The organism is Pantoea pleuroti, from assembly GCF_014156615.1.
In the GTDB taxonomy this organism is placed as follows: domain Bacteria; phylum Pseudomonadota; class Gammaproteobacteria; order Enterobacterales; family Enterobacteriaceae; genus Pantoea; species Pantoea agglomerans.
In genome coordinates this window covers 119,317-136,644 of sequence record NZ_SBFD01000010.1, presented here as the reverse complement: position 1 = coordinate 136,644, position 17,328 = coordinate 119,317, and the positions used below count along the sequence as shown (strand labels likewise).

Annotated in this window: 16 protein-coding genes; 8 read left to right on the top strand and 8 right to left on the bottom strand. The window is 53.1% G+C overall.

The window, feature by feature from the left end; all coding sequences use genetic code 11:
* Window positions 1–45 precede the first annotated feature (45 nt).
* The gene (locus tag EPG66_RS19510) at window positions 46–729 is read right to left on the bottom strand and encodes a hypothetical protein (protein ID WP_182687878.1); all 684 of its coding nucleotides are present in this window, start codon (window positions 727–729) and stop codon (window positions 46–48) included.
* A 309-nt stretch (window positions 730–1,038) separates the two neighbouring features.
* On the opposite strand from EPG66_RS19510, the gene EPG66_RS19505 reads away from it, so the two are divergent.
* Complete coding sequence (locus EPG66_RS19505) at window positions 1,039–1,350, top strand: cupin domain-containing protein (protein WP_083069434.1); 312 nt, start codon at window positions 1,039–1,041, stop codon at window positions 1,348–1,350.
* Here EPG66_RS19505 and EPG66_RS19500 read toward each other — a convergent pair whose 3' ends face one another.
* The gene (locus EPG66_RS19500; protein WP_182687875.1) at window positions 1,351–2,088 is read right to left on the bottom strand and encodes an alpha/beta hydrolase; all 738 of its coding nucleotides are present in this window, start codon (window positions 2,086–2,088) and stop codon (window positions 1,351–1,353) included.
* 171 nt (window positions 2,089–2,259) lie between these two features.
* On the bottom strand, window positions 2,260–2,865 hold the full coding sequence (gene gstA / locus EPG66_RS19495) for a glutathione transferase GstA (protein ID WP_182687873.1): 606 nt from the start codon (window positions 2,863–2,865) through the stop codon (window positions 2,260–2,262).
* Window positions 2,866–2,994: 129 nt separating this feature from the next.
* Between gstA and EPG66_RS19490 the strand changes: the two genes are divergently transcribed.
* Window positions 2,995–3,885 carry a LysR family transcriptional regulator gene (locus EPG66_RS19490; RefSeq protein ID WP_182687871.1) on the top strand — a complete coding sequence of 297 codons (891 nt, stop codon included), beginning with the start codon at window positions 2,995–2,997 and terminating at the stop codon, window positions 3,883–3,885.
* 196 nt (window positions 3,886–4,081) lie between these two features.
* Here EPG66_RS19490 and EPG66_RS19485 read toward each other — a convergent pair whose 3' ends face one another.
* The 4 genes from EPG66_RS19485 to EPG66_RS19470 form a co-directional block, all read right to left on the bottom strand.
* A complete protein-coding gene (locus EPG66_RS19485; protein WP_182687869.1) occupies window positions 4,082–5,599 on the bottom strand; it encodes a hypothetical protein in 1,518 nt (505 codons plus the stop codon).
* Between the two features lie 246 nt (window positions 5,600–5,845).
* Window positions 5,846–6,814 carry a YiiG family protein gene (locus tag EPG66_RS19480; RefSeq protein WP_182687867.1) on the bottom strand — a complete coding sequence of 323 codons (969 nt, stop codon included), beginning with the start codon at window positions 6,812–6,814 and terminating at the stop codon, window positions 5,846–5,848.
* A 135-nt stretch (window positions 6,815–6,949) separates the two neighbouring features.
* Window positions 6,950–8,827 (bottom strand): M48 family metallopeptidase, encoded by a 1,878-nt coding sequence (locus EPG66_RS19475; RefSeq protein WP_182687865.1) that lies wholly within the window; start codon window positions 8,825–8,827, stop codon window positions 6,950–6,952.
* 358 nt (window positions 8,828–9,185) lie between these two features.
* Window positions 9,186–9,623 carry a DUF2628 domain-containing protein gene (locus EPG66_RS19470; RefSeq protein WP_069026616.1) on the bottom strand — a complete coding sequence of 146 codons (438 nt, stop codon included), beginning with the start codon at window positions 9,621–9,623 and terminating at the stop codon, window positions 9,186–9,188.
* A 400-nt stretch (window positions 9,624–10,023) separates the two neighbouring features.
* On the opposite strand from EPG66_RS19470, the gene EPG66_RS19465 reads away from it, so the two are divergent.
* Window positions 10,024–10,365, top strand: coding sequence for a hypothetical protein (locus EPG66_RS19465; RefSeq protein WP_064703810.1), 342 nt, complete (start codon window positions 10,024–10,026; stop codon window positions 10,363–10,365).
* A 71-nt stretch (window positions 10,366–10,436) separates the two neighbouring features.
* On the top strand, window positions 10,437–10,994 hold the full coding sequence (locus EPG66_RS19460; RefSeq protein WP_064703811.1) for a hypothetical protein: 558 nt from the start codon (window positions 10,437–10,439) through the stop codon (window positions 10,992–10,994).
* A 256-nt stretch (window positions 10,995–11,250) separates the two neighbouring features.
* On the opposite strand, the gene EPG66_RS19455 is transcribed toward EPG66_RS19460, so the two are convergent.
* Window positions 11,251–12,369, bottom strand: a complete 1,119-nt coding sequence (locus tag EPG66_RS19455) for an ABC transporter ATP-binding protein (RefSeq protein ID WP_064703812.1) — start codon at window positions 12,367–12,369, stop codon at window positions 11,251–11,253.
* A gap of 325 nt (window positions 12,370–12,694) precedes the next feature.
* Between EPG66_RS19455 and EPG66_RS19450 the strand changes: the two genes are divergently transcribed.
* Genes EPG66_RS19450 through EPG66_RS19435 form a run of 4 tightly spaced genes read left to right on the top strand, consistent with a single transcriptional unit; the run spans window position 12,695 to window position 17,323 of the window.
* Window positions 12,695–13,915: an extracellular solute-binding protein gene (locus tag EPG66_RS19450; protein WP_069026618.1), complete on the top strand. Its 1,221-nt coding sequence runs from the start codon at window positions 12,695–12,697 to the stop codon at window positions 13,913–13,915.
* A gap of 41 nt (window positions 13,916–13,956) precedes the next feature.
* Window positions 13,957–15,264: a carbohydrate ABC transporter permease gene (locus tag EPG66_RS19445; RefSeq protein ID WP_115758257.1), complete on the top strand. Its 1,308-nt coding sequence runs from the start codon at window positions 13,957–13,959 to the stop codon at window positions 15,262–15,264.
* Window positions 15,265–15,274: 10 nt separating this feature from the next.
* Window positions 15,275–16,126: a sugar ABC transporter permease gene (locus EPG66_RS19440; protein WP_033786803.1), complete on the top strand. Its 852-nt coding sequence runs from the start codon at window positions 15,275–15,277 to the stop codon at window positions 16,124–16,126.
* Between the two features lie 3 nt (window positions 16,127–16,129).
* Complete coding sequence (locus EPG66_RS19435; protein ID WP_069026619.1) at window positions 16,130–17,323, top strand: glycoside hydrolase family 53 protein; 1,194 nt, start codon at window positions 16,130–16,132, stop codon at window positions 17,321–17,323.
* The last annotated feature ends 5 nt before the right edge of the window (window positions 17,324–17,328 follow it).

Here is a 17,328-nt window from a genome sequence, read left to right as displayed (position 1 = left end):
AGGAAACTAAGACATCTTATTTATCATGTAATTACTTCGTCTTAATTAATCCGCCAACGGATAACATTTTGTCCAGTTGTAGTTGACCCTCGCTAGTTTTAATTCTCCATCTACATCCCCAAAATTAATGGTCTGACGTTCAAAAATAAACTCACGTACGGATGCGGGTAAAAAATCAGTGCCATAGCGCAGAATCGTGCTGTGCCAGAAGGGTGCCGGTAATGGGCTGCCGTTATGACGCATCAGCAACTCATTTTTCCAGTGCGAATCCAGAACTTTTTCGCAGAATGAGTGGCGCATGGCTATTGCCGAACTATCAGGGATCCCCGCAAGCAATAACTGACTGGGCAATGCAACTAACCGCAGATCTCTGATAACAATTTTTATCGCATCAAATTCGCTCCAGATATTCGTCAATTCATCGATTTTTTCGTGCAATGGCTCGTTTTCGTTATAGAGCGGCAGGGTAAGGGGCAGGAAGGTAAAATGGAAACCCTGTGTGGGCAGAATATCGGCAAGGGGATCATCCTCTGTGAGCTGCTGTAATTCACAAATAAGACGTGAGACATCAAAGGACACCGGCGGCTGAATGCCCGCTGCAAGAGCCAGCTTTACAGGATCGTAGTAATTTCCCTGTTTAACTGTTCCAACTCCTGCATTTTCCGACCAGATGGAGACGGTGTTCTCGTTGGTAGAACGATACAGACTTTCCAGATTTATCGATTTCATTACAGACCTTTGGCATTGGTATGAACAGAGGCGATTCGTCATCCATGCGATTTCAGCCCATAACTGTTCAGAAGTTTCCCTGTGGCTAATCGTGAACACATTACCATACCCTCAACGCCTGCTCTGGCATAAAGCGGACATGTGCGGTGCCGGGTTTGCCTGAAAAGTATTGCGACCTTCCCGCTCTGCCCCTAAACGGACAATCACAGGACAGATCAGGACAAGAGATGCCTGACGTATAGTATCGACCAACTCTCTCTGATATTGATGATGTCGATGGCGTAAATCACTTCTGTTGAGAGAGTTAAAATGAATTTTTATTGCAGTAAGGAATTTACCGGCTCGAAGGCCTGGGACTCACAGCATATTGCCAGCTTCGATAATGTCAGCGTGGAACTCCACTGGACCGATCAGCCTTATAAGTGGCACATCAACGATGGTCAGGAGGTTTTTGCTGTCATGGATGGATGTGTTGAAATGCAATATAAAGAGCATGGCGAAGTTAAAAGCCGGGTACTCAACGCTGGTGATATTTTTTATGCCAGTGAAGGGACAGAGCATATTGCCCGTCCACAGGGCGTCGCCCGCGTGCTGGTAATTGAAAAAGAGGGATCGGTTTAATTAAGGTGATTTATTATCTGGCTGAGCCATCCAGCCAGTGACAAAACGGGAGATCTCTTCTCCCAGATTGAGAATAAAGGCGTCGCGTGATGGGTGGGTGTCAGTGATATGCGGCGGCAGGATGTTCATGAAGGTAAAATGCCCGGCATCTTTAACCACGCAAAGATCCGTCTTAGTTCGAATATCTAATTCTTCTTTGATGAACAGCGCTTGCGATGGCGGTGTCAGGGTGTCCTGCTCGCCAGTCCAGATCCTGACAGGCACTTTCACGGAGGCGAGGGCCGAGGGTGCTCTGAAAAAATCCGCAGGTGGCGCTAACAGCACCAGTTGATTCAAATCCTGTCTGCCTGCATATGTCACCTTCTCTCCGGTGCGAGTCCAGGCCGTCGCCCCGGCGTGCATCAACAGAATCACGGTGCCGAGTGAGTGTCCGACGCCGTAAATCGAGGCATAATGTTGACAAAACGCATCGCGGGCGAGGACAAGCCTTTGGCTGCGTTCCAGTAAGTCAGCCTTTGAGGGCGTGGAAGAGGTTAACCGTTCGAAATGGGGCGCTACTACTGAAATACCATTGCGGCTAAAGGTCTGCAGAAGCTCAAGATGACGCAATGGACTTCCGCCAGCACCTGCCGCAAAAAGGATGCACTGGCTGGCTTCATTCACCTTCAATAACGTGACGTCAAAATTCCTGTCTGCATGCCTGATGACAGAGGTTTCCGCCCTGGTGTTGTTAATCATAAAGCCGACTCCCCGCTAAAAGGTCAGTCTGGAGATACTAACCTGTTCCCGGCGAAACGATAAATTTCCGTCTGCTTCTGGCTTCAGACTACCGGTAAGCCAGGCGCAAGCAGCAGATCAAAGCGGACCGGCTATCCTTACTCTGGCGTCAGGCCACCAACCTTTCCGCGCTTACTGCGCCGCCTCTGCCCGTAATGCCGCCTGCACAGCAGGGCGCGCACTGATACTTGCTCTGTACGCCACCAGCGCAGGCCAGCGATCCAGTTCAATGCTGAAGAACTTACACCAGCCCAGTACGGTGAAAAGGTAGGCGTCAGCAATGCTGAATGACGGCCCCATCAGAAACGCTTTTTCTGCGAGCGTATCCTGCAAAAAGTCGAACCGCCGGAAGAGTTTTTCACGAAACAGTGACAGGACAGCGTCGGGCAGTGCCTGATTAAACAACAGAGCGGAGCCCGCGTGGATTTCACTGGTAATGAAGTTCAGCCACTCCTGCAGTCGAACACGTGCCCAGTTGCCTGCTGGGGGTGCCAGCCCGCTTTCCGGCCTCAGATCGGCGAGGTACTGCACAATCGCCGGCCCTTCAGTCAGTATCTGCCCGTCGTCCAGTTCCAGTGCAGCAACATAGCCTTTGGGGTTGATAAGGCGAAAGTCGCGTCCGTCAGTGGTGAGTTTGCTCCTGTTATCCACTTTAACCAGCTCAAACTCCAGTGCGAGTTCACGCAGTACGATATGGGGTGACAGCGAACAGGTATCCGGGGCGTAGTAAAGTTTCATGTCTTCTCCGTTAACATTGAAAGCGGTGTGAGATTCTCTTTGTCGTTACGTAACAGACTGTGCTTAACGCAGAGAATTCTGTAAAATTAATGCTTCAATAATTAACTATTAGCTGGGCTACTGATAACCATGATGAATCTTCTGCACTGGCGCTTGCTGGTGGCGGTGGCCGATGCCAGTAATATTTCGCGTGCTGCTGAAACGACAGGCATGACACAGTCCGGTGCCAGCCAGGCTATCGCCCAGTTAGAATCGTCACTCGGGTTCCCGGTATTCGTGCGTGAGCGCCGGCACATCGGTGTTACCGCGCTGGGAGAGCAGGTCATTGAACATGCCAGAATTATGCTTTCGCAGCTCAGCGCGATCCGCGTGCTGGCTGATGAGAGCCGGGGTTTAAAGGGAGGACGAATTCGGCTTGCCAGCTTTCCCTCTGTGACGTCCACACTCCTGCCTGGGCTGTTGCGTAACTTCAGGCGTCTGCATCCGGGCATGGAGGTGGTGGTGCTGGAAGGGACGGATGAAGAAGTTGAGGAGTGGCTTGCAGCGGACACCGTTGAGCTGGGGGTGATAATGAACCCCGTACCCGGACGTGCTGAGGTGATACTGGGACAGGACGCATGGGTCGCCGTCATGCCAGCCAGCGCTCCGCACATCGGACAGTCAGGCGCGAACGGTATAACCCTGCAGGAACTGGCAGACCAGCCCTTTGTACTTGCAACAGGCGGATGCGTCGTTAATGGCAAAAGCCTGATTGAACAGTCAGGATGCCACCTCTCTGACGTGCGGGTAAAAGTCCGCGACTGGATCAGCGCCTGCATGCTGGTGCGTGAAGGCATGGGGGTCGCGCTGGTGCCGGAATCAGCCCTGCCAGCGGAGCGGCGCGGCCTGTCAGTGATGCCGGTCATTCCGCCTCTGCACCGTGAATTCGGGCTGGTCTGTTCGCCTTCCGGAAAAGCTTCTGGCGCGACGCAGGCACTCCTGAACGGACTGCGTAAAGGGCAGGGTAATATCTCCGGATAAACCCACTGCACAGCTGACTTTAACCGCCGTTACCCGATCATAAACAGCAGAATGGCTGGCCGGGAAAGAGAGGTCTGCAGACTCACCTGCCCGCGATCCTTTCTCAACTCGCGTCTTAACGCTTTGCCGCATAAGGTGATCGGGGCGAATAACGGTTTTATGACGTAGCGGAACACGCCTGAATCATCGGGATGGCTCAGAATTCGCGTAACTGGTCGAACAGCTGATACAACCGCGGCTGATCCACAAGCGTGGCGCCTTGCTCGCCCAGTTTCTGCTCCAGCGGGTTCAGAACATCGAACAGCACACTGTAGATCTCCTCACGCTCGACCGTCTCGATCGCCTTTGAACGCCGGTCGATGAGATTAAAGGCTTCGGTGTAGGCGGTTACGGCGGCGGTTAACAGGCTCGCCACATCCATGCTGCTATCGATGTTGTTCGTGGCAGCCCGCAGGTTTTTGTAAGCCAGCGACGCTTTTTTGGCATAAGTGGCCGAAATATGTTCGCGGCCATCCCAGTCCCGGAACGGATTGTGCAGATTCTCAGCCAGCCATTCCGGCTTGCGTGCTTTACTCAGCGAGAGATCCAACCCCTGAGTTGCCGCCTTTTTATAAGCGGCTCTGACAGAGCTGACCACGTCAAGCGGGACGCTGGTCATCCACAGGCATGAGAGATTGGGCAACGCTTCTGGTGAGGGAAAGTCAGCCGCGCTGAAGCCAAACAGGTTGAAGAAGGTCAGCATCTGCAACTGTGGCAGTGCGGCAATACGATGCATATTGCTGGCTACGCCGGGATTTCCCCAGATGCGCAGTTCAGTTAAACAGGGAAAGCGCTCAACGACTGGCGCCAGGTCAATCTCTTTAACGCCTGTCAGTGACAATGCCCTGAGCCGGTCAATACCCTGCAGCACAGGCAAAGCCTGCGAACATTGCAGGCACAGATTGCGCCCTTCCTGATCAGCCTCTACCTGAAAGCCTGACGAAGGCGTTGCGGTGAGTGACAGCAGGGAGAGATCAGGATTCAGACGCACGCGGCTGACGCCTTCCGGATTCAGAATAAAACGCGACAGACGGGTCGCCCCGACATCGATTTCGCTGACGACAGCGGATTGCCAGTGCAGCTCATTAATGAAGTCATGCTGCTGTATATAGGCCATCAGTTCCGGAGTGCCATGACTGGTTTCGATGGTCATCAGGCAGGGCAGGCGATCCAGTTCAGAGAGATCGGTCAGGGTTTGCAGGAGGTGGTCATTGATACGGGTGGTGTCCTGGCGAAGTGTCTGGCCGCCGACAACCACGTTGTGCGCGCCTGAAGCAGCCTTGAACCGCGCACGGCTGGCCGGGTCGATCTTCTCCCAGTTTCGCTGACGAACCAGACTGTCTCCCACGTCCCAGCCGAACTTGTAGGCGTTTACTTCCTGATCTGCAAGCGGCGGCAGGTTGGCAATCAGCACATGTCCCGGTGGAACATTGGCGGAGACATAACCGTGATCGAAGCTGTCTTTGACAAAATAGTAGCTGCAGCGCAAAGGCTGCATACGGCTGGCCTCCGCCCTGTCAGGCAAATGATCACCTGCCCAGTCGAGCTGGAGTATGGCTGCAAGGACTTTGCCTCTGGCATTAGCAGGCTGCTGGAGGTGTGTCACCTGACAGGCGACGTACTGCTGCAACTGCGGGGAATACACGCTGTAGATATCGCCGACCTTTGCTTGCACTCTCGCTCCTCTCAGTCAAAAATTTTACAGTCAGAAAATCTGATGCAGCGGGCATCCTGCTCAGGGGTACGCTTTGCCGCGGATCTCAGATCCATCCAGCACACTAGCCTGGCATAACGTTTTAACGAAATGCTGGCGCGTGAACATTTTTATTTTTTTTCGCGGCAGGTGTCAGCGTCAGTCGGGTTGCACGCAGCAGCCCGACTGACGAAACCTGCCCGGAGGCAAGCGGGGCAGATATTCAGCTTACAGGCGGTTACCGGCCTCAACCAGTTCGTTATAGGATTTTAAAACGCGCATCGGTGAACCCGATACCATCCAGCCCGAGTTGCCGCTTCCTTTAAGCAGACTCTGCTCACCCGTGCTGTAAGATGTTTTATCGCGAATCCGACGCATGCGATCCTTGCAGTCTTTCAGGAAGGTTCCGGCATTATCCTGGAAGATGGACCAGGTTAATGGCTTGCCCGCTTCGCTGGCCGTTGCCTTTTCTGCCTCACTCAGCAGCGTACTGTAAGCATCAATCGCTTTTGTCATCTCTGCCACGTCGGGAGCGGAGGAGGTAAATAAGGTGGCCAGTGGTTTGGCCTGTGTGACTAATGCCAGGCGGTAGTAGCGACTATGACGGCCCTCAGACTTTTCAATCTCAACGAGTTGGGCAGCCACGACCTCATTGTTCTCTTTTTCAACTTCGGCACCGAACTGGTCGCTGGATTTCATAAAGCTGTTAAACGCCTTAATGAGTGGCGGATGCATTTGCCTGGCTTTCGCGAAGCCATCATCCTTGTAATCTTCCTGACTGTAGTAAAGATGAGCCTGCGAAACCAGCGGCTGCAATGTCGTTAAATCCGTCAGATACTGTGTTGCTGCAGCATCCAGCGCCGGTAAAGCCGGTTTAGCCTTCGATGCCTCGTTGATGGCTTTAGTGCAGCTCTCCAGTTCATAAGGCGTAACCTCGCCCAGTACGTTGACGCTGCGCTCTTTGCCGGTTGGCCCCTTTTCAGCATTCGCCATCCAGCTCACATAGCGCAGGGCACTATCGCGAACCGATCCATCCGTAGTGTTAAAGCAACCCACATAGGCGTTTAATTTTGTGGTGAGTTGCGCAGCGCTATCCTCCGCAACAGCCTGGGGTTGACTCTGAGGGGCGGGTTTTGCATCCGCTTTGTCACTGTTGTCACATGCTGCCAGCGGCAGCACAAGGGCAGTCACCAGCATCCCGGGTATCATGGCCCTGCTTGCTCTTTTAAACACAATCGTTCCTTTATTTATGTGGTCAGAAATAGAGATTGAAAATGGATGTTCGCATTGGCTCCCTTTTCAGCTGCGAGGAGGGAGCCGATGACAAACGGGTTATGCGCTTTGCGTCGCTGCCGCCGTTTCTTCTTTCAGCAACGCCCTGACTGTCTGATGACGATGCCAGTAATAGCCGAGGGTGTTTTTAAAGGCTTCAATCTCCTTTTTCAGGCCCGGCAGAGGGATTTCACTGCGTTTTTTCCCCTGCGAGTTTGGCTGCACATGTTGCACGTAGAGCTTATCCCGGCCGAAGTTACGAATGACGTTGATGTTTTTAACGTTATCCCACTCCAGCACTTCGCCGGTTTTCGGCGACACGATGCCCTGCCAGGTGATGACGATCTGCGAGCCATCTTTCAGGGTATAAGGAACATTGGGGAAATGCTTCAGCACCAGCGCGGTTTCCATTTCACCGTCAGGCTGATAGCGCCAGGCCAGGCTCTCTTCATGCACAGAAGAGAAGTCGCGTTCATATTTCTGCCACAACTGCTGTTCAATCTCGTCGGCAACCGGCATCAGATCGACCCAGCTCTGGGCCGGGAAATCGGCGGCGATCGCTGCATAGTCAGCTTCGTTAATCTCATACCCTACGTTGCGCATCCTTTCCGCCAGCGGCGGGTGTGAATCAAACGGGTGCGGCACATTCTGCTCACGGATGACGCTGATGAAGTCCGGAGAGGCGACATGTTCTGGCAAACCGGCAGCAATAGTTTTACTGATCCCCAGTTCATTTTCGTGCAGCGTCTGGTTATTAAAGAAGTTTCGCTCAACTTCATTCCGGTAGCTGGCATACGCAGACACTTTGATCAGTGATTCGATAATCGCGGCAGGGGAGACCAGAGTTGATGCATTGCGATCCGCGACAAATTCACGTTCACGGCTGTTACGCTGCCACGCCAGTTCAAACAGCATGCGATAAAGATAGAGCGGATAAAAGACGATCAGCGTGGCCACATTCTGACCCATCAGCTGCATATAGAGATCAAACCGGTGCAGTTTCGGTCCCAGTAATGCGCCGGAGGCGGTGTCGCCTTCATGCAGGTGGGTCAGTTCATGGACCATCACGCCATCAGCCTGCGCAACGGTGAGCTGACGCAGGAGCGGAATACTGACATAGAGCTTACGGCCAGTGAGCGGATTCCCATTCACGTTCAACGGAGCTTCGGTCACGTAGAAGTTGGTGTCGATACCCGCAACAATATGATCGGGTGGCGTGGTGCCCACTCTGGCGGCCAGCATATCAATCTGTGACCAGAGTGCCGGTGCCGCTTCGCGGGTCACGACTTCGCCTTCAATACTCTCTTCCGGTGGGAGTTTTTTGAAGATGCCTTTAATCATGTAATACATACCGGCCAGCACCAGCAGTCCTACTGCCATCACCAGTTTTGGATAGTAGGTTTGCGTGAAAAAGGCGGTGCCCCAGAATGAGAGCCATACCAGCATGCCGCCCTGTACCATGACTTCCAGCGAACAGGCCAGCATCAGGAACTTGCGGGCCAGCGCCAGACTGATAGCCTGTCCCTGGCGGCTTTTAAAGGCCAGCGCACTGAACAGCAACACCATCAGCAGGACAGCGCCGCTGCCGATCAGTGTCCAGAATGCCACTTTATCCATCATGTAGAACTGCCACAGTTCGGATTGCGGTTCGCAGACGGCGTTTTTGTAATCCTGCAGATTTTCATCTACCGGGCCGCAGACACTGGAAGGCGGGTTCTGCTGCAGAAACGCCTGTAGTTTGTCCGTATCCTGATGTTGTTCCCGCGCATCGTCCATGAAGAACTGCGTGTATTGCTGATCAAGTTGCTTGTTGCCATATTCAGCAAAAAACAGGGTAATGACGGGGACGAGAAACAGTGTGAACAGCAGCCAGAAAAATACCTTTAGATAACCCTTTTTCAATTCCGTTAATGTATTCAAAATAATAACTTCCTGCATGTCTATGAAAGGGAGAAGCTGCCGCTATCAGGAAATTCCGAAAAGGATATCCTGGCCCCGGTTAAACGGTGCGGAAACATTTATGCGAGCTTCACGATATTATAATTATTGCAGAGCGATTATAAGCCAGTCTGAACCCGTTTTGAAAAGGTATAGCCGGATATTTTCGGCGATTTTTTCCTTTTCCGTCAGGTTATTTTCCTCGCGGCTTCCGGTGGTTCTGCCGCAACAGCACTAATTTGAGTTAGTGTGCATCACTTATTTTGTCTGGTCTCCTGACTGAGGGCTAACCCCCGCCACCTGTCTGCACCCGATACACCCTATTTCTATATTTTACCATCAGAGCGGTGCGAAAAAATTACCACCGCATCCCTTTAAAGGGATTCCAGCCGTTATCGCCTTTTTTCTCTTTCAGGTAATAGCTGTAATTGGTGCTCATGCCGTACAGGGCATTAAAGCCATAGCCCAGACCAACCTGAAGATACCGTGGAAATTCCATGCCCGCTATCGCTAAGGCGATGATCAAAATAGTATAAACAGCCACCATAATTAAAATCAGCATGACATTCTTCTTCCACAGGCCGAGTACGAACAGATAAATCGGGCCGAAAAGGAAGGCAATTAAATTCATGTTCACTTTTAATTTTTGCCTGAAAGGCAGTTGTTTCAATGCCTGTCTGAAGCCTGGTGTACTGGGAGCACCATGAAGGTCGAAAAAATCAAATCGGGTCTGCCATTTCGCACTGTACTCTTTGGTTTCGTTAATTCTATTATTATTTTCAATAGGTTGATTCATAGTTACCTCAAAATCCTGCGCAGAAAACTACAGAGACCGACACTGTTTCAGACGGATGACAGCCGCATGAATGGTGCTCATCGACCGCCAGAACAGCGCATACGAATTTTAAAAACAGAGAAGCCGCGTTAATTCGCACAAAAATAATATCGGTACGGTAAAAATAGCCATACAGTACCCTGGGTGCGCAATTAGCTGCACGGGTGCCGGCTCAGGTTAAACAGCAGTATTTGAAAATAAATCCATCAGAATCAGCAATGTGAAAATTGCACAGGCCGGACATTTTCTGTGCTGGATGTAATTGATATTAGCACCAAAGAAAATATCGCCACAATGATAAAAATATGTTAATTTTCAAAAAAAATATTCCTCGTTCCTCACACCTTAGAAGGATATAAAGATGATCGCATGGAGCGGAGTGGGTTTTTTCGTCGCAGTATTAATTTGTGCCGCCTACCTCCTGTGTAAATGGCTGTTAGATATTTATTACTACGACGGTTTCTTTGTCGCACATCTATGGGCGACAGGGGCTACGCTGATCGTTTCTGCCCTTTTTTGCGCGGCCTTTGTCTGGGTGCTCCGGCAGGAAAAATGGCTGGACTCCCTTGCCCAGGCAACGAAAAGCCAGCCAATGATGGCCCCCGAAAAAACCCATAACTTCTTTTTTATTCCCGTTCTCTACTGGCCGATTATTCTGTTTCTGCTCGGCTCAGGGATCTGTATTTACGACCTGACCCGATAACACCTCTGCCTCGCTGACACCTGATGTGGTGCCAGTGAAATGGAAATATCCACTACACGAAGGAGTTCACGGTGAAATTACGTCAATCATTAAACATTATGGGTGCCCTCTGCCTGACCGCTGCTCTTGGCAGCACCCCGATGATCGCATCAGCAGCCGAAGCGAAAACAGCGCAGGCTGCAAATACGCAGACTCAGACGATCTCTTTGCTGGATGGCAAACAGACGTTCAAACTGCAGGGCTATGAAAAGCAGCCTGTGCCGGGCGGCGGACCGGGTACCATGTATGTGAACAAGCAGGAAAAACGCGTATTGATCATTGGCGAAGAAGAGATCCCGGTGATTGCGCGTGGTGGCAGTGACGCTGATTTTCTTGAAGGCGGGAAGTCTATCAAAGACAAGCAGAAGCAGGCTTCACCGTCTTATACGGTGATCAGTGAGAAAACTGAAAATGCCAACGGTTTGCCGGTCTATCATATTGAAGCCACCGACAAAATGGGTGGCAACGATGTGCAGCAGGCCACTCTGCTGGCAGCCGCCAACAAGAAATTCACCGTTATTCAGGTGGTTTCAAACCACAAAGACAAGGCTGGCCACCTGAAAGCAGTAAATAATATCCTCGGTAAGTAAGGCCTCAGTCGATAAGCCCGGTTAGCTGATCGACCCGGAGAAGGGGTTGCCGGTGGGGTTCATGAGTTTACTCAGAACACACCTGCAATGCCTTGTCTGAACAATGTTCAGGCTTAAGCTCGGGCTGATGCTTCTGCGCGTCATCAAGGCTTGCCCGCAAACCCCTTTCCAGAGCTCTTTCTTCAGGCGTTATGCCAGGCCTGAAAACAGAAAAGGCCGTCTCCGGCCTCTCGTTAACGCCCTGCAAACATCTGCTTCAGGCTGCGCGAACCTGCGGCATCGCTATATCCGCGCTGATTCGCGCACCTTCAGCATCAAACACCATGCAGTGGTGCGGATGGAAGGTGGGGCGCAGCGTCTGATAAGGACGGAAATGCACATCGCCGGGCAGCAGCATCTTGAAGCCGTCGTGGCCGTGGCTCTGACCAAACAGATAGGTGTTGTTGCCAAGTCGCTCAACCACTTCGCAATGGAAGTTGATGTTCAGTGGTGCATCGCCGTTGATCTGCAACTGTTCCGGCCTTATACCCAGCGTGATCTCATCACCTGGTTGCAACTGGCGGATGGGCGAGGGGAGCTGCAGCCGATGTTCGCCGTCATTGATCAGGGCGACCAGCCCTGCAGGGCCGCACTGCTCCACGCGTGCAGGCAGGAAGTTCATCTTAGGTGAGCCGATAAAACCGGCGACAAAGCGGTTAATCGGGTTGTAATAGAGCTCCATCGGTGAACCCACCTGTTCAACCTTGCCGTAGTTCATGACCACAATCTTATCGGCCAGCGTCATTGCTTCCGTCTGATCGTGCGTCACATAGACCATAGTGGTTTTCAGCTCCTGGTGCAGCTTCGCGATGTGCAGCCGCATATCGACACGCAGTTCCGCATCCAGGTTCGATAAGGGCTCATCAAACATAAACACCCGGGGATTACGCACGATTGCGCGACCAATGGCGACACGCTGACGCTGACCGCCGGAAAGCTGCTTTGGTTTACGATCCAGCAGATGCGCAAGCTGTAGCGTCTTCGCCACCATCTCCACCTGATGCTGAATCTGCGCTTTCGGCAGGCCGTTCACCTTCAGGCCGTAACCGATATTTTCCGCCACCGTCATATGCGGGTAAAGCGCATAAGACTGAAACACCATTGCCACTCCGCGGTGCGAGGGTGCGACATCATTCATGACCTCATCACCAATCAAAATCTCACCGTCACTGATCTCTTCCAGCCCGGCGATCAGCCGCAGGAGTGTGGATTTACCGCAGCCTGACGGACCGACGAAGACCGCAAACTCACCGGCCTCAATATCAAGCGCGATATTTTTCAGCGTTTCTGTTTTACCAAAGCGTTTGGTGACGTTTCTCAATCTGATGCTGGACATGCTGATCCTCATGGCAAGGGATTTGGCGGCTAAAATGTACGACGTATAACAGTTTGTCTTTTTACACCTCAGCCCTGATGGTGCCTGCGCTGACTATATCGTTCCGCCAGGGTGCGCCCTACCGCTGATTTTGATTTCTGTAATAGCGATCACACATTGATGCGAACGGGCTGGAGCGCGGTGCGCATTCCGCGTAGCGTATGGCTCAAATGCGATACGTTATTCACACTTCATATGCTCAATAATTCCTTGTTCAGCATGTGCCTGAAAAAAGAACATCAGCAAATGACAGCTTAAAATGTCATACCTTCACACGAGGCCAGTAATGAAAATCAAAATCAGCGTTACGCTACTTCTTTCCGCATTGATGCTTAATCAATCCGCCTGGGCCGCTCAGCAACTTACCGTCTGGGAAGACATTAAAAAATCAGACGGCATCAAAACGGCGATCGCCGATTTTCAGAAACAGTTCGGCGTTGAAGTGAAAGTTCAGGAGATGCCGTTTGCACAGCAGATTGAGAAGCTGCGTCTGGATGGCCCGGCGGGTATTGGCCCGGATGTCCTGGTGATCCCTAATGACCAGCTCGGTAGCGCGGTCGTACAGGGATTACTGGCACCGCTGAAAATTGATGCGGCAGAGCAGAGCGCTTACACCCCCTCAGCAATGGCGGCTTTCACACAGAACAATGTGGTCTACGGCGTACCCAAAGCGGTGGAAACGCTGGTGCTGATTTACAACAAAGATCTGCTGCCGTCACCACTGAAAACGCTGGAGGAATACCGTGCCTTCTCACAGAAGCAGCGCGAGACGAAGCAGTATGGCCTGCTCGCTAAGTTTGACCAGATTTATTACAGCTGGGGCGTGATGGCCCCGATGGGCTCTTACATCTTTGGCAAAGACGCCAAAGGCGCCATTAACACTCAGGATATCGGTCTGAACACCCCAGGCAGCGTGGAAGCGGTGACTTATCTCAAGCGCTTCTTCAGTGAAGGATTGCTGCCAGGCGGCATCATGGGCGACAACGGTCTCAACGCCATCGACTCGCTGTTTACCGAGAAAAAAGCGGCGGCGGTGATCAATGGGCCGTGGGCATTCCAGCCTTATCAGGCTGCCGGAATCAACTATGGCGTGGCACCGCTGCCGCTGTTGCCTAACGGTAAGCCGATGAGTTCCTTCCTGGGCGTCAAAGGCTACGTGGTCTCTACCTGGAGCAAAGATCAGGCGCTGGCGCAGAAGTTCCTCACCTTCATCAACCAGCCGCAGTACGTGAAAGAGCGTTATCAGAAAACCCAGGAGATCCCACCGGTCACCGCGCTGATGAACGATCCAATTATCAAAGATGATGAGAAGGCCAACGCGGTCGCGGTGCAGGCGGCGCGTGCGTCAGCGATGCCAGGCGTGCCGGAAATGCAGGAAGTGTGGGGGCCAGCTAATGCTGCCCTTGAGCTGAGTGTATCCGGCAAGCAGGAGCCAAAAGCGGCACTGGATAATGCAGTGAAGCAGATCACCATGCAGATAGAAGCGATGCAGGCCAGCAACCAGTAATGCAGGTTCACGGGATAACCGTACAGGATAAGGATCAGGGTGTGGCTATATCTTCCGAGGAAAATCTGGTGACGGCTAAGCGTCCGCGTCGTCATGCGACCACCGGTGCTGTGTTGGCACTGCTGCCTGGCTTCGGCCAGTTTTACCACCGCCAGTGGGCTAAAGGGCTCTGTTTTCTGATTTTGCTCAGCAGTTTTACCGGCGTTTTCCACGATTTTCTGCGTGAGGGATTCTGGGGACTCTATACGCTGGGCGAATCGGTACCGCGTGATAACTCCATTTTCCTGCTGGCAGAGGGCATTATCAGCGTGCTGATTGCCGCCTTTGGCGTGGCAGTCTGGGGAGTGTCAATGCGCGACGCCTGGGTCAATGGCGTTAAGCGCGACAAGGGTCAGCAGCTGAACAGCGTGCGCCAGCAGTATCAGTTACTGCTGCGCGATGGCTTCCCCTATCTGATGATTTCACCCGGCTTTATTCTGCTGGTGTTTGTGGTGGTGTTTCCGATTCTGTTCGGTTTCGCCATTGCCTTCACCAACTACAACCTCTATCACACGCCACCGGCGAAGCTGGTGGACTGGGTGGGGTTCAAAAACTTCATCAACATTTTTACCCTGTCAATCTGGCGCTCCACCTTCTTTGACGTGCTGCAGTGGACGGTGGTCTGGACACTGCTCGCTACCACGCTGCAGTGCACCGTGGGCGTCATGCTGGCGATTCTGGTCAATCAGAAGGACCTGCGCTTCAAGCCGCTGATCCGCACCATCTTTATCCTGCCGTGGGCGGTGCCGGGCTTCGTCACCATTCTGGTCTTCGCCGGAATGTTCAACGACAGCTTTGGGGTGATCAACAACGCCATTCTCGACTTCTTTGGCATTGCACCCAAAGCGTGGATGACCGATCCGTTCTGGACCAAAACTGCGCTGATTATGATGCAGACCTGGCTCGGTTTCCCGTTTGTGTTTGCGATGACTACCGGCGTCCTGCAGGCGATCCCTGACGATCTCTATGAGGCGGCGATCATGGACGGTGCCAGCGCCTGGACGCGGCTGAAAACCATCACGCTACCGCTGGTGCTCTACGCCATTGCGCCGATCATCATCACGCAATACACCTTCAACTTTAATAATTTCAACATCATCTATCTGTTTAACAACGGCGGTCCGGCGGTGGCGGGGTCGAATGCCGGAGGAACCGATATTCTGGTGTCGTGGATCTACAAGCTCACCATGTCGTCGTCGCAATATGCTATCGCCGCCACTATCACCATTTTGCTGTCGATTTTCGTGGTAGGTCTGGCGCTGTGGCAGTTCCGCGCGACCCGGTCGTTTAAACAAGATGAGATGGCGTAAGGGAGCAGTTATGGCGAAGTCCGGCAGTATTAAACGCGAAAGGTGGATACGCCTGTCGCTGACCTGGCTGGTGGTGCTGGCCGTCTCGGCCATCATTATCTATCCGCTGGTCTGGACGGTAGGGGCATCACTGAATGCAGGTAACAGCCTGCTCAGTAGTTCGATCATTCCGGAGAATGCGTCGCTGCAGCACTACCGCGACCTGTTCAATGGCACGGTGCCTTACCTGACGTGGTACTGGAACTCGATGAAAATCAGTTTCCTGACCATGGTGCTGACGTTGATCAGCGTCAGCTGTACCGCCTACGCGTTTTCCCGTTTTCGGTTCAAGGGGCGGCAGAACGGACTGATGCTGTTTCTGTTGTTACAGATGATCCCGCAGTTTTCGGCGCTGATCGCGATTTTCGTGCTGTCGCAGCTGCTGGGGTTGATCAACAGCCATCTGGCGCTGGTGCTGATCTACGTTGGTGGGATGATCCCGATGAACACCTATCTGATGAAGGGTTATCTCGACTCGATTCCCAAAGATCTGGATGAGTCGGCGCGCATGGACGGTGCGGGTAACTTCCGCATCTTTGTTGAGATTATCATGCCGCTGTCGAAGCCGATTCTGGCGGTAGTGGCGCTGTTCTCCTTCACCGGTCCGCTGGGTGATTTCATCCTCTCCAGCACCATTCTGCGAACGCCAGAGCAGTTCACGCTACCGATTGGCCTCTATAACCTGGTGTCGCAAAAAATGGGCGCCAGCTACACCACCTATGCCGCCGGTGCCGTGCTGATCGCCGTGCCGGTGGCGGTGTTCTATCTGGCCCTGCAGAAATACTTCGTTTCTGGCCTGGCCTCAGGCAGTACTAAAGGATAAATCATGACGCCAAAAACATTGATTCTCGCCCTGGCGCTGGCCTGGGCGACACCGCTGCTCGCCGCCGATCAGCCTGTCATCGGCTCTGCCGGGCCGTGGCCAGCCGATTTTATCAAAGGTGCGGATATCTCATCGCTGGCTGAACTGGAGAAGCAGGGTGCGAAATTCTACAACGCAGATAACCAGCAGCAGGATGCTATCGCTATCCTGAAAGCCAGCGGCATCAACACCATCCGGCTGCGGCTGTGGGTGGATCCCCGCGACGACAGCGGTCAGACCTACGGTGGTGGTGGCAACGATCTGGCGACCACGCTGGCGCTGGCGAAGCGCGTTAAAGCGGCGGGCCTGAAGCTGCTGCTGGATATCCACTACAGCGATTTCTGGACTGACCCAGGCAAGCAGTTCAAGCCCAAAGCCTGGCAGTCGCTGTCTTTTCCGCAGCTGGAAACCCGGGTTCATGATTACACCCGCGACACCATCGCCCGTTTCAAAGCGGAAGGTGTGATGCCGGATATCGTGCAGATTGGCAATGAACTTAACGGTGGCATGCTCTGGCCGGAAGGCAAAAGCTGGGGCCAGAACGGCGGTGAGTTTGATCGGCTGGCCGGTCTGCTGAAAGCCGGGATCAGCGGGGTGCGTGAGAACCTCAGCGACCCGCATCAGGTGAAGATCATGCTGCACCTGGCTGAGGGCACAAAGAACGACATGTTCCGCTGGTGGTTCGACGAGATCGTTAAGCGTGATGTGCCATTCGATGTGATTGGCCTGTCGATGTACACCTACTGGAACGGCCCCATCAGCGCCCTGAAAGCCAACATGGATGATATCTCCCGGCGCTATGACAAAGACGTGATGGTGGTGGAAGCGGCCTACGGCTACACGCTGGAAAACTGCGATAGCGCGGAGAACAGTTTCCAGGCCAAAGAGGAGCAGGCGGGTGGCTATCCCGGCAGCGTAGCAGGCCAGGCGGCCTATCTGCATGACCTGATTAAAGCGGTGCTGGCGGTGCCGGACAATCGCGGCAAGGGTGTCGTCTACTGGGAACCGGCGTGGATCCCTGCGCCCGGCAATACCTGGGCGACGCCCGCTGGCATGAAATATATCCACGACGAATGGAAACAGGGTAACGCCCGCGAAAACCAGGCGCTGTTTGACTGTCACGGCAAGGCGCTGCCTTCGCTGCAGGTTTTTCATTAACTATT